The 25,520-nt window shown below is 51.2% G+C and carries 20 protein-coding genes; 12 read left to right on the plus strand and 8 right to left on the minus strand.

What is annotated here, in order from left to right:
• Nucleotides 1–33 precede the first annotated feature (33 nt).
• Nucleotides 34–3,039 carry a DNA translocase FtsK gene (locus J0X00_RS17230; RefSeq protein ID WP_136484241.1) on the plus strand — a complete coding sequence of 1,002 codons (3,006 nt, stop codon included), beginning with the start codon at nt 34–36 and terminating at the stop codon, nt 3,037–3,039.
• 124 nt (nt 3,040–3,163) lie between these two features.
• Here the strand turns inward: J0X00_RS17230 and dsbB are convergent, their stop codons facing one another.
• Nucleotides 3,164–3,685 carry a disulfide bond formation protein DsbB gene (gene dsbB / locus J0X00_RS17235; protein WP_218563298.1) on the minus strand — a complete coding sequence of 174 codons (522 nt, stop codon included), beginning with the start codon at nt 3,683–3,685 and terminating at the stop codon, nt 3,164–3,166.
• A gap of 82 nt (nt 3,686–3,767) precedes the next feature.
• On the minus strand, nt 3,768–5,360 hold the full coding sequence (nhaB, locus tag J0X00_RS17240) for a Na(+)/H(+) antiporter NhaB (protein WP_282477303.1): 1,593 nt from the start codon (nt 5,358–5,360) through the stop codon (nt 3,768–3,770).
• 667 nt (nt 5,361–6,027) lie between these two features.
• On the opposite strand from nhaB, the gene fadR reads away from it, so the two are divergent.
• Nucleotides 6,028–6,867 carry a fatty acid metabolism transcriptional regulator FadR gene (gene fadR, locus J0X00_RS17245; RefSeq protein WP_136484238.1) on the plus strand — a complete coding sequence of 280 codons (840 nt, stop codon included), beginning with the start codon at nt 6,028–6,030 and terminating at the stop codon, nt 6,865–6,867.
• A gap of 113 nt (nt 6,868–6,980) precedes the next feature.
• Here fadR and J0X00_RS17250 read toward each other — a convergent pair whose 3' ends face one another.
• Both J0X00_RS17250 and J0X00_RS17255 read right to left on the minus strand, forming a co-directional pair.
• Nucleotides 6,981–8,141 carry a DUF1887 family protein gene (locus tag J0X00_RS17250; RefSeq protein WP_282477304.1) on the minus strand — a complete coding sequence of 387 codons (1,161 nt, stop codon included), beginning with the start codon at nt 8,139–8,141 and terminating at the stop codon, nt 6,981–6,983.
• A 174-nt stretch (nt 8,142–8,315) separates the two neighbouring features.
• A complete protein-coding gene (locus J0X00_RS17255) occupies nt 8,316–10,307 on the minus strand; it encodes a methyl-accepting chemotaxis protein (RefSeq protein WP_282477305.1) in 1,992 nt (663 codons plus the stop codon).
• A 253-nt stretch (nt 10,308–10,560) separates the two neighbouring features.
• Here J0X00_RS17255 and hinT point away from each other — a divergent pair, with 253 nt between their 5' ends.
• From hinT to J0X00_RS17290, 7 genes are all read left to right on the plus strand, one after another.
• On the plus strand, nt 10,561–10,911 hold the full coding sequence (gene hinT, locus J0X00_RS17260; RefSeq protein ID WP_136484235.1) for a purine nucleoside phosphoramidase: 351 nt from the start codon (nt 10,561–10,563) through the stop codon (nt 10,909–10,911).
• Nucleotides 10,912–11,014: 103 nt separating this feature from the next.
• Nucleotides 11,015–12,364 (plus strand): hypothetical protein, encoded by a 1,350-nt coding sequence (locus tag J0X00_RS17265; RefSeq protein ID WP_282478316.1) that lies wholly within the window; start codon nt 11,015–11,017, stop codon nt 12,362–12,364.
• Nucleotides 12,364–12,753 (plus strand): YcfL family protein, encoded by a 390-nt coding sequence (locus tag J0X00_RS17270; protein WP_136484233.1) that lies wholly within the window; start codon nt 12,364–12,366, stop codon nt 12,751–12,753. The genes J0X00_RS17265 and J0X00_RS17270 overlap by 1 nt, the downstream gene beginning before the upstream one ends.
• Before the next feature lie 28 nt (nt 12,754–12,781).
• Entirely contained in the window at nt 12,782–13,372 is a 591-nt protein-coding gene (lpoB, locus tag J0X00_RS17275) for a penicillin-binding protein activator LpoB (protein ID WP_136484232.1), read from the plus strand.
• A gap of 40 nt (nt 13,373–13,412) precedes the next feature.
• Nucleotides 13,413–14,264, plus strand: a complete 852-nt coding sequence (locus tag J0X00_RS17280; protein ID WP_218563294.1) for a phosphotransferase — start codon at nt 13,413–13,415, stop codon at nt 14,262–14,264.
• A gap of 103 nt (nt 14,265–14,367) precedes the next feature.
• A complete protein-coding gene (gene ycfP, locus J0X00_RS17285) occupies nt 14,368–14,907 on the plus strand; it encodes an alpha/beta hydrolase YcfP (protein WP_282477306.1) in 540 nt (179 codons plus the stop codon).
• Nucleotides 14,908–15,261: 354 nt separating this feature from the next.
• Nucleotides 15,262–16,551: an NAD(P)/FAD-dependent oxidoreductase gene (locus J0X00_RS17290; RefSeq protein ID WP_218563293.1), complete on the plus strand. Its 1,290-nt coding sequence runs from the start codon at nt 15,262–15,264 to the stop codon at nt 16,549–16,551.
• Between the two features lie 122 nt (nt 16,552–16,673).
• On the opposite strand, the gene J0X00_RS17295 is transcribed toward J0X00_RS17290, so the two are convergent.
• From J0X00_RS17295 to J0X00_RS17310, 4 genes are all read right to left on the minus strand, one after another.
• Nucleotides 16,674–17,210, minus strand: a complete 537-nt coding sequence (locus tag J0X00_RS17295) for a GNAT family protein (RefSeq protein ID WP_282477307.1) — start codon at nt 17,208–17,210, stop codon at nt 16,674–16,676.
• A gap of 63 nt (nt 17,211–17,273) precedes the next feature.
• Nucleotides 17,274–18,050 (minus strand): peptidoglycan binding protein CsiV, encoded by a 777-nt coding sequence (locus J0X00_RS17300; protein WP_218563292.1) that lies wholly within the window; start codon nt 18,048–18,050, stop codon nt 17,274–17,276.
• 70 nt (nt 18,051–18,120) lie between these two features.
• Nucleotides 18,121–21,582 (minus strand): transcription-repair coupling factor, encoded by a 3,462-nt coding sequence (gene mfd, locus J0X00_RS17305; protein WP_282477308.1) that lies wholly within the window; start codon nt 21,580–21,582, stop codon nt 18,121–18,123.
• An 8-nt stretch (nt 21,583–21,590) separates the two neighbouring features.
• The gene (locus tag J0X00_RS17310) at nt 21,591–22,160 is read right to left on the minus strand and encodes a PilZ domain-containing protein (protein WP_136484225.1); all 570 of its coding nucleotides are present in this window, start codon (nt 22,158–22,160) and stop codon (nt 21,591–21,593) included.
• Between the two features lie 175 nt (nt 22,161–22,335).
• Here J0X00_RS17310 and lolC point away from each other — a divergent pair, with 175 nt between their 5' ends.
• The 3 genes from lolC to lolE are packed head-to-tail and all read left to right on the plus strand — an operon-like array spanning nt 22,336 to nt 25,468.
• Entirely contained in the window at nt 22,336–23,544 is a 1,209-nt protein-coding gene (gene lolC / locus J0X00_RS17315; protein ID WP_168796988.1) for a lipoprotein-releasing ABC transporter permease subunit LolC, read from the plus strand.
• A complete protein-coding gene (gene lolD, locus J0X00_RS17320; RefSeq protein ID WP_136484223.1) occupies nt 23,537–24,223 on the plus strand; it encodes a lipoprotein-releasing ABC transporter ATP-binding protein LolD in 687 nt (228 codons plus the stop codon). Before lolC ends, lolD begins: the two co-directional genes overlap by 8 nt.
• Entirely contained in the window at nt 24,224–25,468 is a 1,245-nt protein-coding gene (lolE, locus tag J0X00_RS17325) for a lipoprotein-releasing ABC transporter permease subunit LolE (RefSeq protein WP_282477309.1), read from the plus strand.
• Nucleotides 25,469–25,520 lie beyond the last annotated feature (52 nt).

Raw genomic sequence — 25,520 nt, forward strand, 5'->3', positions numbered from 1 at the left:
CCAGGTTGGCCATCATCATAGTCAAGTTGGTTTATGTTCAAAGAGAACAACAATAAAGTTGAGACCATTATTAAGACGAGTGAAGAGCCTCAGTCTTCTCGCCTCAATGGTGCACAACGTCTTCGTGAATGCGGTCTGATTCTGGCCGTATTGGCTTCTATTCTTCTTGCTGTCGCCCTGTTGACTTTCAATCCGGCGGATCCTTCCTGGTCGCAAACGGCCTGGGGCTCAGATATCCAGAACGCCGGTGGTATCGTCGGTGCCTGGGTGGCTGATACCCTGTTTTTTGTTTTTGGCTCACTGGCCTATCCGCTGCCGGTCATCCTGACCGCAACAGCCTGGATTTTGCTGCGTAACCGCGATGCCGATGAAAACATCGATTTTATGTTGTGGGGTACCCGCCTGCTGGGGTTAGTGGTTCTGATGCTGACCAGTTGCGGCTTAGCGGATATCAACTTTGACGATATCTGGTATTTCTCTTCCGGTGGCGTGGTCGGGGATGTACTCTCCAGCCTGGCTCTGCCGACTCTGAACGTGCTTGGCACGACACTGGCGCTGCTTTTTCTGTGGGGCGCGGGTTTCACTCTGCTGACCGGTATTTCCTGGCTGAGTATTGTTGAGCGTCTTGGTGAGGCGAGCATCCGTGGTTTTAATCGTCTGTTGAATCGCATGCGCGGTGAAAAAGATGAACTGGTTTCACCGCAGCTGATGTCTGCCCGAATCGACGAGCGCAGTGAACCTGCCTTTGCTGCCGATCACCATTTGTTGGATGGATTTGATTCAGAAGACGACGATTTAGTGGCGGATCCGCTCGCCGGCAAGTCAGAGCCGATGTTGAGCGCGCAGCCTGCCCGACAAGCGAATCCTGAGCCACAAGCGCAGGTGAGTTCGCCGCGGGCTTCAGACAATGAACGCCGCTTTAATATTCATATGCCGGAACGCAGCGAACCTGCGGTCCGTAAAGTGCAGCCAGCGCCAAGCCAGCCAGCTCAGGCTCAGCCTGTGAGCAAGCCGGCACCGGTTTACCATTACGCGCAGGATGACTCCGATGAGCCGGAGCGCACGGCTCAGTTGGGTTCTACGATTGAAGAGCTGGAATTTGCTGCCCGCGAGCAGGATGATTGGGCAGACGATACCTTGCCTTGGGATGAAGTGAACCAAGCGCACCAAACTGAGCCGGTGCAGTCACAGCCTGCTGCATACACCGCAGAGCCTGTCATTGAGGAAGAGCCGTTCAGCGCACCTCGCGTTGATGTGCAGGAATTCGATCAAACCATCGCTGATGTCGAGCAGGATGACGCGCATATTGAGCCGACGATTTCTAATTTTGATGTGCTGGATGACGAAGAGTCGCAACAGCCTGAGATGTCTGCTGACTACCAGGATGCTGCTGAGGACTCTCAACCTGAGTGGCTGGAAGAAGAGGACGACGACCAGGATCAGGATGTGAAAGCCTTCCAGACTATGGTCTCTGAGGCCCAGGCTAATATGGCCGGCAAACAGAACCCGTTCCTGGTTCAGCAAGAGGTCAATCTGCCTAAGCCGGCTGAACCGATGCCGACTCTGGAACTGCTCTATCATCCGGAAAAGCGGGAAGACTTTATTGACCGCGAAGCGTTGGAAGAGATTGCCCGTCTGGTGGAGTCCAAACTGGCTGATTACAAGATCCAGGCTGAGGTTGTCGATATCTTCCCTGGTCCGGTGATCACCCGTTTTGAGCTGGATTTGGCTCCGGGGGTTAAAGTTAGCCGTATTTCCAGTCTGTCGATGGATTTAGCACGTTCTCTGTCCGCGATGGCGGTACGGGTGGTGGAAGTCATTCCCGGTAAGCCATACGTTGGCCTTGAGCTGCCGAATATGAGCCGCCAGACCGTGTATCTGTCAGACGTGATTAACAGCCCGCAGTTTGAGCAGTCTAAATCACCAACGACTGTGGTACTGGGTCAGGATATCGCCGGCGAAGCTGTGGTGGCCGATCTGGCTAAGATGCCGCACGTATTAGTGGCAGGTACCACGGGATCCGGTAAATCGGTTGGTGTGAACGTGATGATCCTGAGTATGTTGTACAAATCCACGCCGGAAGATGTGCGTTTCATCATGATTGACCCGAAAATGCTCGAGTTGTCGATTTATGAAGGGATTCCGCACCTGCTGTCTGAGGTGGTGACTGACATGAAAGACGCATCCAATGCCCTGCGCTGGTGTGTGGGCGAGATGGAGCGCCGCTACAAGCTGATGTCTGCTTTGGGCGTGCGTAATATTAAAGGCTTCAACGACAAGCTTAAAATGGCAGCTGAAGCGGGTCATCCGATCCATGACCCATTGTGGCAGCCTGGTGACAGCATGGACCCTGAAGCGCCACTGCTGGAGAAACTGCCTTATATTGTGGTCGTGGTCGACGAGTTTGCTGATCTGATGATGGTGGTGGGTAAGAAAGTCGAAGAGCTGATTGCCCGTCTGGCTCAGAAAGCTCGTGCAGCCGGTATTCACCTGATTCTGGCGACCCAGCGCCCGTCAGTGGATGTGATCACCGGCCTGATTAAAGCCAACATTCCGACCCGGGTTGCATTTACGGTATCAACTAAGACGGACTCGCGTACTATTCTTGACCAGGGTGGGGCAGAATCACTGCTCGGCATGGGTGACATGTTGTACTTACCGCCTGGCTCAAGCCATACGGTTCGGGTACATGGTGCGTTTGCTTCAGACGATGATGTGCATGCGGTGGTGAATAACTGGAAAGCACGCGGTAAACCTAACTACATCACTGAAATTACCAATGGCGATCAAGGGCCGGAAGGTTTGTTGCCTGGTGAAAAAATGGAGAGTGACGAAGAAGTGGACCCGCTGTTTGACCAGGTGGTCGAGCACGTGGTGGAAACCCGCCGTGGTTCAGTGTCCGGTGTTCAGCGCCGCTTCAAAATCGGTTATAACCGTGCCGCGCGTATCGTAGAACAGCTGGAAGCGCAGGGGATTGTCAGCGCGCCAGGTCACAATGGTAACCGCGAGGTTCTGGCTCCGGCGCCGCCCCGCGACTGAGTTAGCCCTATCGCTGCAGATCATTGATTCTGAGCCAATAAAGATTCTGAGCAAATAAAGAAGGCGCCTCATCCGGCGCCTTTTTGTCATTCTGGTCTCAAGCAACATCTGTTTATCAAGCTGCTCAGCGTTTTGGTTTGGCGTATTGCACCACGATAAAGAGTGCCACGGCTGCCAGGTTGGCGGCAAAAATGATCACCAGCCATTGTGGCATGGACAGGCTTAAAAATTGCCATACTACCTTGCTGCAATCGCCGTACGCTTCAAACATCCACGGCGCCCATTGGTTGAGCGGTGCCCAGTCCGGAAACGTAACAAACAGGTCGCAGGTTTTAAACGGTGATGGATTAAACTGGTAATCGACATGCTGCAAAGCGAGTTTGAGGCCGGAATATGCACTGCCGCCCCAAACGGCTAATCCGATCCAGCGTATAGCCGGATTCTGCGGTGCAACCAAACCAATCAGTGCGGCAGCTCCGATGCCGAGCATGGCAATACGCTCATAGATACACATCACACACGGTGCCAGCATCATCACATGCTGGAAGAATAGGGCACAGGCCTCAAAAAAGACCACAAACAGCAGCAGTAACAGCCAGGCCAGACGAGTTTCAGAAAAGGTTTTAAGGCTCGATAAAATATTCACAGGACAGTCCTTGGATAATAATAAAAAAGCTCTGATTACTCAGAGCTTTGTATCTTGGAATAGTTTCCTATTCAATCAATTTTTAATGGCCGCTGGAGACAACGCTTTCCATATGCGGCACGCTGTGATGAGTAATCCAGCCCAAATCGTAGAACTGTGCTGTCATCGGCTCCACCAGGTAGATGATACCGGCTAAGCCTACCAAGGTCAGTACCACAGTGTAAGGCAGAGCCATGATCACCATGCGACCGTAAGAGAGACGGATGAGCGGTGCCAGGGCTGAAGTCAGCAGGAACAGGAACGCTGCCTGGCCATTCGGTGTAGCCACAGAAGGCAGGTTGGTACCGGTATTGATCGCGACCGCCAGTAAGTCAAACTGGTCACGTGAGATCACGCCTTCCATCATCGCGGTTTTCACTTCGTTAATATACACAGTACCGACGAACACATTATCCGAGACCATCGACAACAGACCGTTGGCGATGTAAAACAGCGCTAACTGAGTTTCGTTGTCCTGGATATGCAAAACTGCATCGATAATCGGTTTGAACAGTCCCTGATCGATAATCACAGCCACAATAGAGAAGAAGACCGCCAGCAGAGCCGTAAATGGCAGGGCTTCTTCAAACGCTTTACCCAGTGAATGCTCTTCAATCACGCCGGTAAACGCGGTGGCCATAATAATCACCGACAGACCAATCAGCCCCACGGCGGCTAAATGCATCGCCAGGCCAAGGATCAACCAGAGCGCGATAAGGCCTTGAATCCACAGTTTTGCCACATCCTGTTTAGTACGGGTTTTACGCTCTTCTGTATCGAAGTCGATCAGGATCTTGCGTACGTTTGGCGGCAACTTAGCGCCGTAACCAAATACTTTGAATTTCTCGACCAGGAAGCAGGTTGCGATACCACAGATAAATACCGGCAGGGTAACCGGAGCCATACGCACCAGAAATTCACCGAATAACCAGCCAGCCTGGTCTGCGATGATCAGGTTTTGCGGTTCGCCAACCATAGTGGTCACGCCACCCAGTGCAGTACCGACACCAGCGTGCATCAGCAGCGAACGCAGGAAGGCACGGTAGTTTTCAAGGTCATCACGGGTCAGTTCAGGGATCTGTTCATCCTGAGTATGGTCATGGGGCTGGTTAAACGGCCGTCCGGAAGCGACTTTGTGGTAGATTGAGTAGAAACCTACCGCTACGCTGATGATTACCGCGATAACAGTCAGCGCGTCCAGGAAGGCTGACAGGAAGGCGGCAGCCACACAAAAGGCGATCGATAAAATCGCTTTTGAGCGGATCCCAAGTAAAATTTTGGTAAAAATAAACAGCAGTAAATGCTTCATAAAGTAGATGCCCGCTACCATGAATACCAGTAACAGCAGCACCTCAATATTGGCAACCAGTTCGTGTTTTACCTGCTCCGGACTGGTCATGCCAATCGCAACGGCTTCGATAGCTAATAAACCACCAGGTTGCAGCGGATAACATTTTAATGCCATCGCCAGGGTGAAAATAAATTCCGCGACTAATAACCAGCCGGCAACAAAGGGATTTATTAAAAAGAAAACGATCGGGTTTATTATCAGAAAGGCGATGATGGCAACTTTGTACCAATCTGGCGCTTTACCTAAGAAATTTTTGATAAATGCGCTTCCAAGCGACATGGGCATGGTGATTACTCTTAAATTAGTTATAGATAGACATAGCTCTGTAGCTGCACATTTAATTGTGCAGTAACGTCTGATGAAAGTCTAAACAAAAATCTTTATCAACAATGACTTAGAACAAGAAATGGCCGGGTTTTGCCTCTTTTCCTGAACCGTCATTCCCTAAAAATACGCTTTCCTTACGTTGTCAGCAACAATACAGCGGGCGGTTTTTTAGTCAATAATCAAGGTCGAAATGCTATACCTACCTCAACTATTTCGCAGTAAAGATCGTTTGAAGCGACGTTAGCATAACACAAAGCATCGGAAAATTTCATTGAGCAGGCTAGAGCAAGAGCAGGTTTGAGTAAATATCATTTAGCTGATTAAAAATACCACTTTTCAGTAAGTTTATTTTGAAATAAATAAAAAATAGTTATGTGAGCAAGTTCTCTTTATATATTTACTAAATGTGAAACAAACTTTATTTTGATACATTCTGAAACAAATTTAACCAGCTGTTTTGTGAGCAAATTGGGCTTACTTTGAGCGAAATCAAGTGCATATAAAGTTTTTACTCTATTTGAGCGGTTGTTACCAGTTTACCAATGGTTTGTTTCCGCTGGATGAAAACTAGTGGTATGATGAGTGCCATTCGACCCGAAAAAATAGAAAACTGGATAAGTACTTAATGGTCATCAAGGCAAAAAGCCCAGCAGGCTTTGCAGAGAAATACATTATTGAAAGCATTTGGAATGGTCGCTTTCCACCGGGTTCCATTCTGCCTGCCGAGCGAGAGCTCTCCGAATTGATTGGTGTGACACGAACCACGCTGCGTGAAGTGCTACAGCGTCTGGCTCGCGATGGATGGCTGACCATCCAGCACGGCAAACCGACCAAAGTAAATCAGTTTATGGAAACGTCAGGTTTGCATATTCTGGATACCTTAATGACGCTGGACGTGGATAACGCGACCAACATCGTTGAGGACTTACTGGCGGCTCGTACTAACATCAGCCCGATTTTCATGCGTTATGCTTTTAAAGTAAATAAGGAAAACAGTGCTCGTACCATTCACACTGTGATTGAATCGTGTGAAGCGCTGGTTGCGTCTGAATCCTGGGATGAGTTTATCGCCTCGTCACCTTATGCAGAGAAGATTCTCCAGCAAGTTAAAGATGACGGTGAGAAAGATGAAGAGAAACGTCAGCAACTGCTGCTGGCTAAAACGTTTAACTTCTACGATTACATGTTGTTCCAGCGTCTGGCATTCCACTCAGGAAACCAAATTTACGGCCTGATTTTTAACGGCTTGAGAAAGCTTTACGACCGGGTAGGCAGTTACTACTTCTCTAACCCGGAAGCGCGCCAGTTGGCATTGCGTTTTTATCGTGATCTGCTGGACGTATGTGAGAGCGGTGATCGCGAACAACTGCCAAATCTGATTCGTCAGTACGGTATTGCCAGCGCACAGGTCTGGAACCTGATGAAGACCACGCTGCCATCGAGCTTTACAGAAGATGACAGCTGAGTTTATCTGAGCTGTCATCGATACACATAATAAAGCCCGCGATCAACGCGGGCTTTTTGTTTTGGTTTACGCACATCGATGCCGCGCAGCTAAAGTTGCGACTTTGAAGACGATTAAAGGTCTTCACTGCCGCCGGCGGCCATAAACCAGTTTTTGAGATGGTTTTTCAGATCTTTCAGTTCATCCGGGCCAATCAGTGCCAGGCCGAGATCTTCGGCGCGGGTGATATCGTTATAACGTAGCGGGCGGAAGCTGACCAGCATGGCTCTTGCCTGCAGACCTCCAAGCAAATCACGCAGCGATTCCAGTTTATACAGGGTATCGTCACCGTCATCACGCATGCCTTTAGTCTTACATTCAATGATGTGCAGCTTATTGTTCACGACAGTGGCGACGTCGAGTTCGTTGCGCACTTCGCGTTCCCCAAGCTGGCGATAGACCTGCACGTTGAGAGAGCGATCCTGAATGGTTGGCAAGTCGTCCTGAATCTGGCGTACCGTGCTATGAACCAGGGTTTCCAGCCATTCACCGTTAGAGAAGCGGCGGGCGTCTTCGTTCGCAAAGGTCAGAATGCCATTCTCATAGGTCGCGATCTTCGCCTCGACCAGATCGGTCAGCAACATGTTGAGTTCACGATAGCCTTGTTGCTTTTCTGATAACTCGACATCGAGGCACTGCTCTTTACGACACGTTGTGGCAAGATAGTTAAGTGTGGCCAGGCCCGGACCCAATTCCAGTGCGTTGCTCGCCCAGCGTTCGCCCAGTTCATACAGCTTCTGGTCAAGCTGCGGAGGCAGGTTGTGCTCGCTGAATTCGCCGCGCGCACCAAAGATGGTCAGATAGTCAGAGATGGTGATCCGATCCTGCACCTGGGTATCTTTGTTGCCATCCGGATAGAGCCAGCACAAACGGTCGCTGCTTGGTTCGACAACAAAAATCGGCCAGTGATAAGTGCGGAACACTTCATAGACGGATAAAAGGCGGTGGCGTAAGCCACAACTGGCGTTAAGCCGGACTTCCAGATTGCGTTGTTTAAGATCTTCCGCTAAGTGTTTAATTGAAGCCTTGATTTCGGAGATATTAGAGCCGTTGGGAATTTCAAAGAATTCAGACGTGATGCCGCGTTGAGTTAATACGGCGTGCAACCGCTGATACATGGTTTGTTGCGAATTGTCGCCAATAAAGACGATATGACGACTCTGGGTTCGGTTATCCAGTAACGGAGTGATCAGGCGAACCGGATCCTGATCTATGATGCCAACATGAACGGCCATACGTTATCCTCATGTTTGGCTTGCGAAATTTTTGGAATAGGTAGAGCAAAGCGTGATGCAAGCCATACTATTCATATAACGATCCCCCACACAAAAAACAAGGGTGACTGCGGATAAAAGTCACCCTGGATAGCGATAATTGACCTGGTCCTTACAAAACCAACGGGGAATTGTCTAAAGCTTGAATCTGTGCACCAGATGACTTTGCTGCCCTGCCAGTTGGGTGAGATTGCCACTGGTGTGTGCGATGTTGCTCATGGCCTGCAAGCTTTCGTCCGCAATATGATTGATATCCTCAATGCGTTGCGCGATATCGCTGGTGGTATCACTCTGTTCCGCCGCGGCCTGGGAAATGTGGGTGCTCATCTGGCTTATCTCCATGATAAGAGCCTGAATTTCTTCCATGGTGCTGTTGGCGTTGGAGGCCTGATGTACCGATTGTTCCATGCCTTGTTTACAGCTTTCAATCACCTGGCTGGCTGCATTCGAACTGCTTTGTAACCGGCTGATCATGTTTTCGATTTCAGTGGTTGAGTCGGTAGTGCGTTGCGCCAGTACCCGTACTTCATCGGCCACGACGGCAAAACCACGCCCTTGTTCACCCGCGCGCGCTGCTTCAATCGCCGCATTAAGAGCCAGCAGGTTGGTCTGTTCGGCTACGCCGCGAATCACATCCAGAATGGAACCAATCTGGCTGCTCATGTTCTGCAACTCGGTCACTGCTGCCACCGAGTCATTCAGGCGGACCTCAAGCTGCTTGACGGTACTGATGTTATCACTCATCACTTGACGACCGGACTGGGCCGCGTTTTCGACTTGCTGCACCATCTGCAACGAGCTTTGTGCACTTTGTGCGACTTCTTGGACTGAGTGCGCCATCTGGGTCATTGCCGTCGCTACATTGGCGGTTTGTTCACGCTGATTGTTGAGTTGCGATTGCGCGTGCTGTGAGGTGGCCTGGTTGTGTCCTGCCGTTTTGGTCAGGTTATCGGACGCGTCATTGAGCTTAAGCAGAATATCTTGCAGGCTGTCAGCCAGCGAGTTGATATGACGGCTCAGGCGCGCGAACTCATTATTATGCGTGATGCGAATGCGCTGAGTCATATCGCCTTCTGTCAGGCTTTCCAGTGTGGTCAGGATCTGTTTGAGAGGTGAACGAACGCTGCTTGCGATGTGGTAACCGATAGCGCCGGCCACCAGGACCACAAGCAAACCGATACCAACGGCTTTGTAAACGCCTTGCTGATAGACTTGGCCGGCATCAGCCAGGGCCCGGTCGAGATCCTGTGAAGCACTCTGGTTAAAGCTGTCGAGCAGTGCCATCGCATTGTCGACTTCCCTGGCCAGGTTGGTGATATTGGCGTATAGAGCCGCACGGGCTTTGAGATATTCGTTGTGCTGGTCAAGAACACCACCTTTCTCACCGATATCCTGAGTGAATTTTTTTACCGGTTCATCAAATACTTTTTTAAGTTCAGGCAGTTGTGAGGTCAGTCCGCGATAGGCGTAGTTAAGGTGACTGACGGCTTTATTATTTTTTTGTACCGCACTGTCGACAAACGCCATATCTGAACTGGCCAGCGCATCAGACGTGATCAGCTCGGCATCTTTGAGTTTGATGAAATAGCTTTTGGCCATCACCTTAACGGAAATGCTGCTTTGATCATCCACGTATTCCTTCATACCAATGCTCAGCTCTGAATGCAGGCGCTGGAATTCACGCACCGATTTTTGCACTTTGCTCTGAGCGGCAAACATGGCCTGATAGTTGTTCATCGCATCATTGGCTTCACTGAAGTAACGGGTTTCCAGCGCATTGAGGGCATTCATTTTTTCCTGCAGATCAGGGTGACTGGCGCTGGCCTGTTCCAGTTGCCCCAATACCTGACTGAAAGCCTGTTTGGCTTTATCGAAATCCTGACGCATGCTGACCATACGTCCGGCATCCTGGGTCGTCAGAAAATCTTTGAAAGATTTGTCGGCAGTCAGCAACTGAACACTGGTTTTATTCGACAGTGAAACTAAAGGTAAGGCGGTTTTGGACACGCCCTCAAAATTGGCATGAATCTGACTCATACCGCTCATCATAATGGCGACCGTGACGGCAAACATTACAATGATGATTGCAAAGCCGGCGTACATGCGCCTGATGACTGAACCTTGCATACGTCTCTCCCTTGTTACATTCATGTTCTGAAGTCTCACAAAGACAGAAAAACTGTCTAAAAATTAATAAAATGAGCCACATTCTATGAATTGAGACGCGCACATTTCATGATCGGGGCGACAAAAGCAGTTTTTTGTGTAGAGCAATCTCGGTTTCTGTTAACTGAACAGTGTTTATTATTGAGCTTTGATCCGCCTTGTCGCATACTCATTCCAACAACGATTATTGCAAACACGTCTGGTGGAGACCTTCATGGCTGAAGAAACAATTTTTAGCAAAATCATTCGCAAAGAAATTCCGGCTGATATCCTGTACCAGGATGATTTAGTGACGGCGTTTCGTGACATCAATCCGCGCGCACCAAGCCATGTGCTGATCATCCCGAACAAACTGATCCCGACGGTCAACGAGGTACAGGAAGCTGACGAACTGGCGCTGGGCCGTATGTTTACCGTGGCAAAAAAAATTGCCGAGCAGGAAGGCATTGCCGAAGATGGCTATCGCCTGCTGGTCAACTGTAACTCACACGGTGGCCAAGAGGTTTACCACATTCATATGCACCTGGTGGGTGGCCGCCCGCTAGGACCGCTATTGATGAGCTAATTCCGGCCGGTTACCCGTATCAGTCGGGTAACCGTCTTCATTTCCTAAAGCGGAGTGTGCAGTGAAGTTTGATTTACGACACCTGACGGTTTCGCTTAGCTGTATGTGTCTCAGTGCCTGTGCCAATTTCACCGCCGGCAATCTGTTCAGTCATTACAGCGCGCAAAATTCAGATCTCTACCAGTCATTGCAAGCGGGTGATTATCAGCAGGCGAGCGAAGAGCTGCCTGATTATGTCGCCGGTGGCATTCTGGACAACCTGGAAAAAGGCCGGGTTTATTTTCTTAACCAACAGTATCCGGACAGTCAGGCGGCATTAGAACTGTCGGATCAGGCAGTCAGAGAGCAGCAGGAGCAAGCCACCATTTCACTGAGTGAGAGCGCCAGCAGTATTGGGTCTCTGGCGGTGAATGATAACTTGAATAGCTACACGCCGGCAGATTATGAACTGGGTTTTTTGCATCTTTATTTGGGTTTGAACTATATTCAAAACAACAGTTTAGAAGATGCTCTGGTGGAAATGCGCCGCGCTAATCAAGTGCAGGAACAGGCGCGTAAAACTCGTGAAGCCGAACTTGAGCAGGCACAGCAGGAGCTGGAAGAGAAAGGCGTTACGCCTAATCTTGGTAGTGTGCTGGCCCGTTATCCGGATGGTGGTAAAACCTTGCAGGCGGTACAAAACGCTTATTTGCTCTATTTATCGGCGCTTTTGTACGAGGCTGCGGACGACCCGAATAACGCCTATGTTGATTACCGGCGCGCGCTGGCAGTCGCACCCGATAACCGGGCGGTGATCGACGGCACTTTGCGCGTGGCCAGGCGCTTGGGTATGCAGCAGGATTTGCAACAACTCAAAGCACGTTATGGTGATGTGTCGTCCTTGTCGCAACAACAGGGCAGGGTCATTGTATTGGATGAACAAGGTGTGGTGCAGGCACTCGACAGCTGGCGTTTATCTTTACCGCTTTTTGACAGCCGGGGCAATACCGCGTTGTACTCTATAGCGTTACCGTATTATCCCAAGCAGTCACGGTCTCAATTTGCACCGCTAATATTGAATAAGCAGCCGCTGAACAGTGAGCGGCTGACCGACGTGGATCTGATGGCGCAACGTGATTTGTCCGAACGCATGCCCAAAATGGTGATTCGTCAGGCATTACGCGTGGTGGCCAAAGATCAGGTTCGTAAAGAAACGACCAAGGGTGACGGCCTTGGCAATCTGCTCTTTAACGTCTTCAACACGCTAACCGAGCAACCGGATACGCGTAGCTGGCTGACGCTGCCTGCGGCAGTGAATGCGACAGAGCAAACTGTTGCGGCTGGTGAGCAAGTTCTCGAGGTGGAAGGGCGTACCTATACTTTCAATGTACCGCAACAGGGTACAACCTTGGTGTGGCTGTCGCGTCAGGGGCGTAACGCCACAATATGGCATAAACAACTGGGAAGATTGTGATGAAAAATTGGTTTGTCAGTGTATTGGCCGCTCTGGCTCTACTGGGCTGTGCCGATAATACCGCAGGTTTACGGGTGGACGGCGCGACTCAGCGAGTGCTGATCGGAGATAACGTTCTGGCCGGACGTCTGCATATCGAAGATATCTCATCCAGTATGGTTAACGGGCATACCCGGGGTGTGGTTCGTCTTTTGAGTAATTACCGGGGTGATCAGAATCTGCAATACCGCTTTTACTGGTATGACGCTCAGGGATTGGAAGTGAACACTCAGCCTGGTGCCTGGAAACAGATCGTGATCCATGGTGAAGAAACAGTGTCGCTGTCTGAAGTGTCGGTTAAACCGGACGGTACTCAGTTCCGGGTCCAAATTCGTGCAGCAAATGATTAATTTGTAGTTTAAGTTTAGAGGAAGCGTCATGAAAAAAAGTGTTATTGCATTGCTGGGTCTGGTAATGCTGTTAGGTGGCTGTGCTAACCGAGTCAGCTATGGTGATGCACAAGCGGTTGAAACCGTTACTGCGGATTTTGGTTCTACCGATCTGCAAAAAATAGCGGCGGACATGGTCGACAGCATGATGATGTCAGGCTCAGTGGCCGCCATTACCCGTGATTCTCGTCCGATTGTGTTTGTTGAACGGATTAAGAACAAAACCAGTGAGCATATCGATACCGAATCTGTGACTGACACTATCAGCACTAAGCTTCTCAACTCGGGTAAATTCCGTTTTGTTGATATGGGCCGCGTCGAATCAGTTCGTGATCAGCTCAAGTTCCAGAACAATGATGAACTGGTCAACCAGAGCACCGCTATCCAGTTTGGTAAAATGGTCGGCGCGGAATACATGCTGTACGGCAACCTGTCGAGCATTGTGAAAAATGCCGGTAGTGACAAAGACGTTTACTACAAAATGACCATGCGTCTGATGGATCTGAAGACTGGCCTGATTGAATGGGCAGACGAAACCGAAATTCGTAAACAGCAGTCTAAGAGTCTGTTCGGACTGTAAACCGTCTGTAACCCGGTGACTGAATACTATGAGGTGAGTCATGGCAAGAATGTCATGGAAAGAAGCATGCAAGCTGGATCCGACCCTGCAAGGGTTGACTCATTTTTTTAGTTTTCCGCCTGAATACGCGCAAACGCTGACAGGCGGCCTCACCAATCGCTGCTGGAAAGTGGTCTGTTCGCAAGGCAAAGCGTATGTCTGGCGGCCGACGACACTCATCACCAAAGCCTTTTCTATTTCCCGTTATCAGGAATACCAAATTCTTAAAGCTATCCAATCCAGCCAGCTCAGTCCGGCCGCAATGCTGGTCAACGAGTGGGGATTGCTGGTGGAATGGATAGAAGGTGACTCGCTTACCGATAAGCCCTCCTTTGATGGCCTGCTGCGTATGCAGGCGCGTATTCATGAACTGGCCATCAATCATATTCCGGTGGTGCCGTTTAGTTTTACCGCCCGGGTTGATCACTACTGGATGCAGATAAAGCCAGAGCTGAAAACGGAGCAAGTCCGGGCCTTATATGAGGACTGGCGTAATCCCCCCAATCTGGCTGAGGTTGCCCAGTGCCTGTGTCACTTTGATCTGGCGGGCTATAACATGGTCAAAACCGAATCGGGTTACAAGGTGATTGACTGGGAGTATGCCGGGATTGCCGATCCGCGCCTCGATTTGGCATTAAGCATCAATGTGGCAGGAGAGAAGATACTCGATGCGGTGTTCCGTTATTGCCAGCTGCGTGAAATTGAAGATGTCGATAAGTGGGTCAGCGGGGTGAAAGCCTGGCTGCCAAGAACCAATATGATGGCGTTGCTGTGGTATCTGCTCGCTTACCAGTTGTGGGGTGATGAAGAGTACTACCGACAGGCGTGTCATTTGCAGGAAACGTTCTGTTGATAGGATCACGCTTTGCGGGCTTTGCGCCGTCAATCCGGTAAAAGATTCATCAAAGCCTTACTTTTCGTGGTAGATTAAAACCTTAAGGGAATTGGGGGATAGTATGATTATTTATTTGCATGGGTTTGATTCAACCAGCCCGGGAAACCACGAGAAAGTTTTGCAACTTCAGTTCATCGACGACGATGTACGTTTCATCAACTACAGTACCTTACATCCCAAACATGATATGCAGCATCTGCTCAAAGAGGTCCATAAAGCCATCGAGCAGTCGGATGATCTGCATCCGCTCATTTGTGGTGTTGGCCTGGGGGGCTACTGGTCTGAACGTATCGGCTTTCTGTGTGGTATTAAACAGGTAATATTCAACCCGAATCTGCATCCGGAACGTAACATGGTCGGTCGTATTGATCGTCCGGAAGAGTACGACGACATCGCAACCAAGTGTGTTGAGCAGTATCGGGTTAAGAATAAAGGTCGCTGTCTGGTGGTGCTGTCACGCAATGATGAACGACTGGATAACAGTCAGACAGCCGCTGAATTACAAGATTACTATCAGATCATCTGGGATGATGCCCAGTCACACAAATTCAAGAAGATTTCCCATCATCTCCAGGCGATGAAAGCGTTTAAAAATGCCTGATGATATTGAGTTGCAGCGGTCCGCGTTATGGGCCGCTTTTTGTTCTAGTCGTGTCGCTTTCGAGCTGTGATTATTGGCTTGCGTGGCGCATTTAGCTCTATATAATGTCGGACTAACAAAAAAAATTTGATAGCCGTCAAAAAAATACAGCAAGAGCAAGAAAGCAAACTTGCCCGAAATTCGCGTCCCGAGACGCCTTTTAGTCGATATTCAGGCCAATATTTGTGTCGATAGAACACAGTGAAACCTCAGACAGGCATTGATACCCAAACGACAGTTTAAACAGATTCCGCTCGGTATGAGTTTTCGTGCCGAACCATAAAAATTGATCTATGTTTTTTGAGGATTGTTGTTGTGACACGCATTATCGTAGTAGGCGGTGGCGCGGGTGGTCTTGAGCTTGCAACCAAGCTGGGACGTACCCTTGGCCGTAAAAACCGCGCAGAAATCACGCTGGTAGACCGTAATTCAAGCCATCTGTGGAAACCTTTGTTACATGAAGTAGCCACGGGTTCTCTTGATGAAGGCGTGGACGCACTGAGTTACCGTGCGCATGCCAAAAACCACTGTTTTGATTTCCAATGGGGTAGCCTGGAAGGCATTGACCGGGACAATAAAACCATTCAGTTAAGCGAACTGCGCGACGAGCACGGTGAACTGCTGATGCCAACCCGCAAACTAAGCTATGACCTGCTGGTGATGGCGATCGGTTCCACTTCTAACGACTTCAACACGCCGGGTGTACGTCAACACTGTATTTTCCTGGACAGCCCTGAGCAAGCCCACCGTTTCCGTACCGAAATGAACAACGAGTTCCTCAAGCTGCATGCGAAGAACGGTAACGGTACCGTCGATATCGCGATCGTTGGCGCAGGTGCGACTGGTGTTGAATTGTCGGCGGAGCTGCACAACGCGGTGAAAGAGTTGCGTACCTATGGCTTTGGCGATCTGGATTCCAGCAAGCTGAATGTTAACCTGATTGAAGCCGGTGAACGTATCCTGCCTGCACTGCCGCCACGTATTTCTGCTGCGGCTCACAGTGAGCTGACTAAGCTTGGAGTGACCGTGCGCACTGCCACTATGGTTACTCAGGCGGACGAAGATGGCCTGACGACGAAAGATGGCGAGAAAATTTCGGCGCAAATCATGGTGTGGGCGGCAGGCATTAAAGCTCCGGATTTTATGAAAGATATCGCCGGTCTGGAAACCAACCGCATTAATCAGCTGGTGGTGAAAGACACATTGCAGACCACACGTGATGACAATATTTTTGTTATCGGCGATTTGGCCCAGTGCACCCAGGCGAACGGCTCATTCGTTCCACCTCGTGCTCAGGCTGCGCATCAGATGGCGTCTCAGGCGTTCAAAAACATCGTGGCTAAGCTCAACGGGCGTGAAATGAAAGCGTACGTGTACAAAGACCACGGTTCTCTGGTTTCTCTGAGCCGTTTCTCCACAGTCGGCAGCCTGATGGGTAACCTGACCAAAGGTTCGATGATGGTCGAAGGCCGCATTGCCCGTGTTGTGTACATCTCGCTGTATCGTATGCACCAGATGGCGCTGCACGGTGTGTTTAAAACCGGCCTGATGATGCTGGTCGGACGCATTAACCGCGTACTGCGACCAAACCTGAAGTTGCATTGATGGCTGAAACGTAAAAAGCCCCGGAAGGGGCTTTTTTTATATCCAAAATTCTTAAGTTCATAGGTTATTATGTCTTAAGCTGCTCTTGGTTCACTCTGGTTGCAGTAAAGAGAATGACGGCTTCAGGGGATCAGGGCAAACACAATGCCATCTCTGGGCTGGCCGTTAAACAGGTAGCGGTTATGGGCCAGGCTCTCTTGTTGTGCGCCACAGGCTATGGCCAGACGCTGGCTGGGGACATTGTCCGGGTCACAGACGATTTCCAGCCGGGTCAGTTTCAGGTGACTGAAGCAGTACTCAATCAGAGCGTTCAGCGCCTCACGTCCGACGCCTTGTTGCTGATGATCGTCAGCAACCCAGTAGCCAAGGCTGGCCATATTAAAGGTGTGATAGAACTCGTTAATGGCGACCATGCCAAGCAACGTTTGCTGCCGTTTGTCGAAAATACCAAAGCCGTAAGAATCGGCCTTAACCCAGTTGAGGCGGGTCGCCAGCACAAAGCGCTCGGCTTCCTGAGCAGAAAAGTCAGCACTGCACCAGTCTACCCACTGATGCAGTGACGGTGACTGGCGCACACACTTGGCTAACTGCTCAGTTTCATCGAGTGTGATTAAGCGCAGTTGCAGGTGTTGGGTGACTATCTGAAAATCAGGGCTCATAGTGATAACCTGGTTTTGTGCCGATAACATAAACGCCCGCATGGGGCGTTTATACCGATATCTTTACTGGCTGTCGGCGACTTTACGTACCTGAATGATCATGCCCATCAGTGGGTGATCCAGATAGTGGGTTTCGCTGCTGCGCATGCGGCGCTTCTGGTCCATGCGGTAACTTTTCAGGAAAGACTCAGTTTCTACCTGCGGAGAGACGGATTCCAGATTACCGGACTGCACGGTCGCGCCTTCGTCTTGCGGGTTTAGTGCCAGGCTTAACGGCGCGTCTTTGATGACAACGTCACGTACACTCGGCTCTTTCAGATCGAGAGTGGTTTCGGCGTACAAGTAATGCTGAACATAGATCTGCAGCGTCCCATCGAGTTCGTACAAAGGTTTAGCGACGCTCTGTTCGATGACATCATTAACGGGTATTGCCGCATTTCTTTGTCCCGCCTGGCTGCCGTCTGCGCGAAACTGTTCTGAATAGTCGCGGCCAGCACGGATATGAAACACCGGTGCGGCGGAGCGTCCTTCATCACCCTGACGCCATGCTGTGTGCATCAGCACTTTAAAACCGGCGTGGTTTTTCAGGCGCTGTTCCTGATCATTAAGCTGATATTGCGAAGCAGGCAGCATGGTCACGCCTTTACTCTGGCGATAACTGGCGTCGTTAAAGCTGCCAGCACGTTTCATGCTAATTTCTGGCAGGTCATCCGGCCAGGATTCACTGACTTTCTCTGCATCAACTGCCCGTTTGAAAATGATCACTTCAATATCAAACTGTCGTTGAGCCAAGCTTGGCATAGAGACAAGCAAAAGCAGTAGTGGGATCAGTTTTTTCATTATGACTCCGTCATTCAGTGCAACGCACTTGGTTCATTATGCGTCCGGCGCTTGCGCTGCGCCGGTACGTTTAAGCTGCTGGTAGCAGATTTTGCTGAAACTCTTCCAGCATATTTGCTACGAACTGAATTCGCTCTCGGCGATCGACCAAAGGTATGGCAAATTTGAACTTGGTCGGCCCTTCCATCGAAAATTGTTTCGGTTGAGACTGCAATAGTTTAACCAAAAACATCGGGTTAATGTCAGCATTCGGATAGAACTCAATGTAGCCGCCTTTCTCGTGTGCTTCAATTTTACGGATTTTCAGCGTGGCTGCATCCAGTTTCAATTCGGCAACCGAGAGCAGATTCATTGCGGCATCAGGTAACTTACCGAAACGGTCGATAAGCTCGACTTTCAGCTCGGCCAGTTCATCACTGTGGCCGACGCTGGCGATCTGTTTATACATCGACAGGCGCGTGTTGATGTCCGGGATGTAATCGTCCGGCAGCAGGGCCGGGATGCGCAGTTCCACTTCGGTTTGCTCACGCAGCAAATCATCCAGCGACGGCTCTTTGCCTGACTTCAACGCTTCAACCGCTTGTTCGAGCATTTCCATGTACAGCGTGAAACCGATCGACTGAATCTGGCCGCTTTGTTCATCGCCGAGCAGTTCACCGGCACCACGAATTTCCAAATCGTGCGTCGCGAGCGTGAAACCGGCACCGAGATCTTCCAGTGAGGCGATCGCTTCGAGGCGTTTCTGCGCATCCTTGGTCATCGCTTTCGGATGCGGTGTCAGCAGATACGCGTACGCCTGGTGATGCGAGCGGCCAACCCGTCCACGCAACTGGTGTAATTGGGCCAGGCCCAGTGAATCCGCCCGATTCATGATGATGGTGTTGGCGGTCGGAACATCGATACCGGTCTCGATGATGGTGGTACACACCAACAAGTTAAAGCGCTGGTGGTAAAAATCGTTCATGACCCGTTCCAGCTCGCGCTCGCGCATCTGGCCGTGGGCAATGGTGATACGCGCTTCCGGAATCAGCTTCTCCAGATCAGCGGCGACTTTCTCAATCGTCTCGACCTGATTATGCAGGAAGTAGACCTGGCCGCCGCGCATGATTTCACGCAGTGCAGCTTCACGGATGACGTTATCGTCACTTTCCCGGACAAAGGTCTTGATCGCCATGCGGCGCGCGGGCGGCGTGGCAATGATAGACAGATCGCGCATGCCGCTCATCGCCATATTCAGGGTACGTGGGATCGGCGTTGCGGTCAGAGTCAGAATATCGACATCGGCGCGCATCGCTTTGACTTTTTCCTTCTGGCGCACGCCGAACCGGTGTTCTTCATCCACGATCAGCAAACCCAAATCGGCAAATTTGATCTCGCTGGAGAGCAGTTTATGGGTACCGACCAGGATATCGACTTTACCATCGGCTACATCCTGCAGAATGAGCTTCTGCTCTTTGGCCGATTTAAAACGCGATAGCACCTCAACCCGGATGGGCAGGTTCGCAAAGCGATCCCGGAAGTTTTCAAAATGTTGCTGGGCGAGCAGGGTTGTCGGTACTAACACCGCAACTTGCTTGCTGTTGTCGGTCGAGACAAAAGCCGCGCGCATCGCCACTTCGGTTTTACCAAAGCCGACATCGCCACACACCAGACGATCCATCGCTTTTGGTTGGCACATATCTGACAGCACCGCGTTGATCGCCATCGCCTGATCGTCGGTCTCTTCAAACGGGAAGCCGGATTTGAAGGTGGCGTACTGGCCGCGGTCAAGCTGGAATTTATAGCCTGGCTTGAGCTCGCGTTTGGCGTAGACATCAAGCAGTTCAGCGGCCACATCGCGTACTTTCTCTGCCGCTTTACGGCGCGCTTTAGCCCAGGCTTCGCCACCCAGTTTATGCAGCGGCGCAGCCTCTTCTGCACCGCCGGAGTAGCGGCTGATGAGATTGAGCGATGACACCGGCACATACAACTTGGCATCGTTCTGATATTCGAGGGTGACGTATTCGGTGGTCATGCCGCCCGCTTCCAGTGTCTGCAGACCAACGTAACGGCCGATACCGTGGTCGATATGCACCACTGGCTGGCCAGGCTTAAGTTCGGCCAGATTACGGATGACTGCATCGCTGTTGGTCGCTTTGCGCTCTTTTTTACGTCGTTTGGCAACGCGATCACCGAGAAGGTCGCTTTCGCAAATCAGCGCCAGTTGCTGATCGCCGAAAATAAAGCCGTGTTCGGCCGAGCCCTGAATCAGGGCAAATTTTTCATCGCTATGGCACGCCGTGGCAAAATCAGGCTGGCTGATCGGGCGTAGCTTGATACGTTGCAGCAGCTCCAGCAGAGCTTCGCGGCGACCTTCCGACTCAACCGAGAAGATGATTTTGCCGGCAAACTGTTCACTGAATTGACGCAGTGCAGCCAGCGGCTCCTTGTGCTGATGTTGTACGGCAACATCCGGCAGCGGGCGGATATCCGGATTGACCCGGCCCGCTTTCTCTTCCACCACATCAACCGAAACGGTCAGTTGCGGCAGGGTTTTAAAGCGCGCAAACAGTTCGTCTTTTTTCAGCCACAGTTCGTGCGGCGGTAACAGCGGACGCAGTGGGTCAATTTTGCGCTGATCGTAGCGGTAATCAACATCGTTGAGGAAGTGATCCACGGACTGTTCCAGCGCGCCGACGGTGATGAGCTGACTGCCCTCGGGCAGGTAATCAAACAGGGTTTCGGTATGCTCGAAAAACAGCGGCTGCCAGTATTCGATACCGGCCGGCCAGGTGCCTTTCGATACCTGCATGTAGACAGATTCGGGTTCGCGGCGCGCCTCAAAACGCTGGCGCCAGCGGGTGCGAAACTCTTCAATGGCCTGCTCGTTGGATGGAAACTCATGCGCCGGCAGCAGACAAATCTCACGGATCTCTTCGATCGAGCGCTGGTTTTCCGGATCGAAGGTGCGGATGGTGTCTATTTCGTCATCGAAAAAGTCGATCCGGTATGGATCGCTGCTACCCATTGGGAACAGATCCAGGATTGAGCCGCGGCTGGCGTATTCACCCGGCCCAAACACCTGATCAACATGGCGATAGCCGGAGTTATCCAGTTGCACACGCAGTTTGTCGAGCGAGAAACGGTCACCCTGTTTCACCATCAGGGTATGTTGCAGCAGGAAATCACGCGGTGACTGGCGTTGCAATAACGTGCTGACCGGAACGATGGTGATACCACAGCTTTGCCCCGACAGTTGGTACAGGCGAGAAATACGCTCCGATATGATCTCCTGATGGGGAGAAAAACTATCGTAGGGCAGGGTTTCCCAATCCGGGAACAGCGCCACACCGGCCTGGCAGAATTGCTCGATTTCTTGTTGCAGTTTTAGTGCTGTTTGCGGATCAGGCACTGCGAGCAGGGTATGGCCCGGATGCTGGTTGGCCAGTTCCGCGATCGCCAGCGCCAGACTGGCGCCGTGCAGATTACCAATGTGTTTTTTATCGCCCGCCCTAGTGGCCGACGGCAAAGAAAAAAGAGTATGTGTAGTCATGTTAACAGTTATGATTTTTCTCGGTCTAAGGAGCGTTGACGCAGCAGCTTCTGTTGTTGATGCAGGGCCGCTTTAATCAGCAGGTCCTGGTCCGTGTCGCGCAGCAGGGTGTATTTTACCGTTGCCATAAAGTGGTCGTCAGCCGGTTCGCAGGTCACTATCTGGCCATAACAATAAATGGCGGCAGCCGGATATTCCAGAAACAACTTAGCACGAACCAAGTGGCCCGGGTTGACGGCTTGAGGGCTCTTATAAGTGAACTGACTGGCGCCAAAGCCGGTAGTATGAGTACGAAAGCGCGAGTCATCCTGCTGTGACAGCATAAAACTCAGCAACAGATTGAGTTTAGAGTTCTGAGTTTCCAGTAACTGGATGACATTTTTGAAATCGCTGTTTTTCAGTTCCAGGCGCGCCGCTTCACTGAGTTGATCAAGCTGGCTGAATTCACTGGCAACAACAAAAGGTGCCGGAATTTCCGCTTCGAAATCGGTGGGAGAAGGCAGGTCATAGTCAGCCGCTAACGGCTCAACATTGATTGTCAGTGCGTGGTGTACGGTAAAATATTCTTGTTCTGTCATAGTCGGTTCCTTCTCACCTCTGTGTTGATTATCGTCATACAGTCCAACTAATCAAGGTATGTCATTGTTATTGGTGTGAAATAAGCGCGCTCTTACAGAGATTTAGCAAAGAAAAACTACAACCTTGCGCGGATTATCGTTACAGTAGCGCCATCCTATTTGATTGGTTTTAATTATGTTTCATCCGATTTCGACCTTTATCGGCCTGCGTTATTTGCGTGGTCGCTCCGGTGACAGGTTTAGTCGATTCGTTTCTTACATGTCCACTGCCGGTATTACAATTGGCGTGATGGCCTTAGTGACCGTGCTTTCGGTGATGAATGGCTTCGAAGCGCAGTTGAAGAGCCGTATTCTTGGTGTACTGCCTCAGGCGGTGATTTCGCAGCAGCAGGATAAAACTGCGCTCACTGAGCAGGCACCTGAGTTTATCCGTACCTTGTCTACGCAACGCGAGCCCGAACCTGTGGTGCGCAGTGAAGCTGTCATTCAGAGCGCGTCTGAGCTCTCGGCCGGGTTACTGGTCGGGATTGCACCGGATCAGGACGACCCGATTGGTGATTTCCTGATCGCAGGCCGTCTGGCGGCGTTGCAGGAAGGTGAGTACCGGGTTTTCCTCGGTCACACGCTGGCACGCAACCTCGATGTGTCGGTGGGCGATAAAGTGCGCCTGATGGTGACCAGCGCCAGTCAGTTTACGCCGCTTGGGCGCATTCCGAGCCAGCGTAATTTCACCGTTGCCGGGATTTTTAATACCGGTTCCGATGTGGATGCCCAGCTGATGATCGCACATTTGCATGACGCGGGTAAATTGCTGCGCTTTGATGATCACACCGTTTCCGGTTGGCGTTTGTTCTTCGATGACCCGTTTGTGGTTGGCGATCTGGCCCAGCAACCCCTACCCGAGGGCTGGCAGTGGAGCGACTGGCGTGATCAGCGAGGTGAACTGTTCCAGGCGGTACGGATGGAAAAGAACATGATGGGGTTGATGCTGGGGCTTATCGTTGGCGTTGCCGCATTCAACATCATTTCTGCGCTGATCATGGTTGTGATGGAAAAGCAGTCTGAAGTCGCGATTCTCAAAACTCAGGGCATGACGAACCGTCAGGTGCTGACCATCTTTATGGTGCAGGGCGCCAGCAGCGGCGTGATTGGCGCTATTGTAGGCGGTACCCTTGGGGTATTACTGGCCAAAAATCTTAACGCAGTAATGGAATCGACCGGGGTTGCGCTGTTCCCGATGGGAGGCGAACTGCCGGTGGTGATTAATCCATTGCAAATCTGTATCGTGGTGGTGCTGGCGATTTGTCTCAGCCTGCTGGCGACCTTATTCCCTTCTTACCGGGCATCTTCTGTTAAACCCGCCGAGGCTTTACGTTATGAATAACCTTTTACGTTGTCACCAAGTTTGCAAAACCTATCAGGAAGGGGATCTGGCAACGCAAGTGCTGAAAGGGGTCAGTTTTGAACTCAAGCGCGGTGAGTTGGTGTCGATTATCGGCTCATCCGGCTCGGGTAAAAGTACCCTGTTACACATTCTGGGCGCACTGGATGACGCGTCCGAAGGTCAGGTCGAGTTTCTTGACCAGCAGCTCAGTACGCTGAGTTCAAACAAACAGGCGAAAATTCGCAACCAGCATCTGGGTTTTGTCTATCAGTTTCACCATCTGCTGGCCGATTTCACTGCGTTGGAAAATGTCGCGATGCCTTTGCTGATCGGTGGTAAAAAAGTGGCGCACGCGAAACAGGAAGCGGAAGCTCTACTGGCCCGAGTCGGTTTGTCACATCGTCTTGAGCACCGCCCGTCCGAGCTGTCCGGTGGTGAACGCCAGCGTGTTGCCATTGCGCGCGCGCTGGTCAATAAGCCGGACCTGGTGCTGGCAGATGAGCCGACCGGTAATCTGGATCATAAAACCGCGCTATCGATTTACGATCTGATGCGTGAGCTGAACCGCGAATCAGGCACCGCATTTCTGGTTGTTACTCACGATGGTGAGTTGGCGGCCAAAATGGATCGCCAGTTGCACATGCAAGATGGTCTGTTGCTCAATGCAGAGGGGGCGTGAGTGTTTCGTTCTCTCTCTCTGTTTATCGGTGGCCGTTTTAGCCGTGCCAAGCAGCGCAACAAGATGGTGTCGTTTATCTCACTCTCATCGACGATTGGGATTGCAGTCGGTGTTGCCGTGATCATCATTGGCTTATCGGCGATGAACGGTTTTGAACGTGAGCTGCAAAACCGGGTGTTGTCCGTGATTCCGCACGGTGAATTTGAAGGCGTGAAAGGCCCGATCAATGACTGGCAGACACTGATGGCTCAGGCGACCAAGAGTCCGCAGGTGGTGGCCGCCGCGCCTTATGTCAAATTTACCGCGCTGGCGGAAAAAGGCACTCAGCTTAAAGCGATCGAAGTGCGCGGCGTGGATCCGCAGCGTGAGCGGGCGGTGTCTCGTTTGTCCGAGTATGTGACTGATGAGGCCTGGGCGCAGTTTGCTCCCGGGCAGCAGCAGGTCATTCTCGGTAAAGGTGTGGCCGATCAGCTTGGTGTCGGTGTCGGTGATTATCTGACTCTGATGATCCCCGCCAGTGACGGCTCGGCCCGAGTGCAGGCACCGCGCCGGGTGCGGGTTCAGGTCAGTGGCTTGTTGGCGCTCAATGGTCAGATTGATCACAGTCTGGCTCTGTTACCGCTGCAAGATGCGCAGCAGTATGCCCGGATTGGCGATGCTGTCTCGGGAGTGGCGATTAAAGTTACGGATGTGCTCAATGCCAGCCGCATTGTGCGCGATGTCGGTCAGACCCTGAACGAATATGTCTATCTGCGTAGCTGGCAACAGAAATTCGGCTTCCTGTACCGCGATATTCAGATGGTGCGTACCATCATGTATCTGGTCATGGTGCTGGTGATTGGTGTCGCGAGCTTCAATATTGTTTCGACGCTGATGATGGCGGTCAAAGATCGGGCCGCAGAAATTGCGATTTTGCGTACCATGGGCGCTTCCGATGGCCTGGTAAAACGGATTTTTGTCTGGCAGGGAGTCTTTTCCGGTGTGCTGGGCAGTATTGTCGGCAGTATCCTAGGGGTACTTGTCGCCTTTAATCTGACCACTTTAATCAAAGGACTGGAGTCACTGATTGGTCACCACTTCCTGTCCGGCGACATTTACTTCGTCGATTTCCTGCCATCACAGGTACAAAGTGGCGATGTGCTGCTGGTTTCCGGTACGGCGATTGTCCTCAGTCTGCTTGCGACCTGGTATCCGGCGAAACGGGCCAGCAAACTCAATCCGGCCAGTGTACTGAGCAGTAAATAATTATTTACGGGTCAACAGGCACAAAAAAGGACCTCTCGGTCCTTTTTTTGTG

The sequence above is a fragment of the Vibrio sp. ABG19 genome (assembly GCF_029962385.1).
In the GTDB taxonomy this organism is placed as follows: Bacteria; Pseudomonadota; Gammaproteobacteria; order Enterobacterales; family Vibrionaceae; genus Vibrio; species Vibrio ostreae.

What these genes read in the sequence shown, in the direction of transcription:
- J0X00_RS17230 (WP_136484241.1), top strand. Translation starts at nt 34, where the DNA reads ATGTTCAAAGAGAACAACAATAAAGTTGAGACCATTATTAAGACGAGT.
- nhaB (WP_282477303.1), bottom strand. Translation starts at nt 5,360, where the DNA reads ATGCCCATGTCGCTTGGAAGCGCATTTATCAAAAATTTCTTAGGTAAA.
- fadR (WP_136484238.1), top strand. Translation starts at nt 6,028, where the DNA reads ATGGTCATCAAGGCAAAAAGCCCAGCAGGCTTTGCAGAGAAATACATT.
- J0X00_RS17250 (WP_282477304.1), bottom strand. Translation starts at nt 8,141, where the DNA reads ATGGCCGTTCATGTTGGCATCATAGATCAGGATCCGGTTCGCCTGATC.
- J0X00_RS17255 (WP_282477305.1), bottom strand. Translation starts at nt 10,307, where the DNA reads ATGCAAGGTTCAGTCATCAGGCGCATGTACGCCGGCTTTGCAATCATC.
- hinT (WP_136484235.1), top strand. Translation starts at nt 10,561, where the DNA reads ATGGCTGAAGAAACAATTTTTAGCAAAATCATTCGCAAAGAAATTCCG.
- J0X00_RS17265 (WP_282478316.1), top strand. Translation starts at nt 11,015, where the DNA reads ATGTGTCTCAGTGCCTGTGCCAATTTCACCGCCGGCAATCTGTTCAGT.
- J0X00_RS17270 (WP_136484233.1), top strand. Translation starts at nt 12,364, where the DNA reads ATGAAAAATTGGTTTGTCAGTGTATTGGCCGCTCTGGCTCTACTGGGC.
- lpoB (WP_136484232.1), top strand. Translation starts at nt 12,782, where the DNA reads ATGAAAAAAAGTGTTATTGCATTGCTGGGTCTGGTAATGCTGTTAGGT.
- J0X00_RS17280 (WP_218563294.1), top strand. Translation starts at nt 13,413, where the DNA reads ATGGCAAGAATGTCATGGAAAGAAGCATGCAAGCTGGATCCGACCCTG.
- ycfP (WP_282477306.1), top strand. Translation starts at nt 14,368, where the DNA reads ATGATTATTTATTTGCATGGGTTTGATTCAACCAGCCCGGGAAACCAC.
- J0X00_RS17295 (WP_282477307.1), bottom strand. Translation starts at nt 17,210, where the DNA reads ATGAGCCCTGATTTTCAGATAGTCACCCAACACCTGCAACTGCGCTTA.
- J0X00_RS17300 (WP_218563292.1), bottom strand. Translation starts at nt 18,050, where the DNA reads ATGAAAAAACTGATCCCACTACTGCTTTTGCTTGTCTCTATGCCAAGC.
- mfd (WP_282477308.1), bottom strand. Translation starts at nt 21,582, where the DNA reads ATGACTACACATACTCTTTTTTCTTTGCCGTCGGCCACTAGGGCGGGC.
- J0X00_RS17310 (WP_136484225.1), bottom strand. Translation starts at nt 22,160, where the DNA reads ATGACAGAACAAGAATATTTTACCGTACACCACGCACTGACAATCAAT.
- lolC (WP_168796988.1), top strand. Translation starts at nt 22,336, where the DNA reads ATGTTTCATCCGATTTCGACCTTTATCGGCCTGCGTTATTTGCGTGGT.
- lolD (WP_136484223.1), top strand. Translation starts at nt 23,537, where the DNA reads ATGAATAACCTTTTACGTTGTCACCAAGTTTGCAAAACCTATCAGGAA.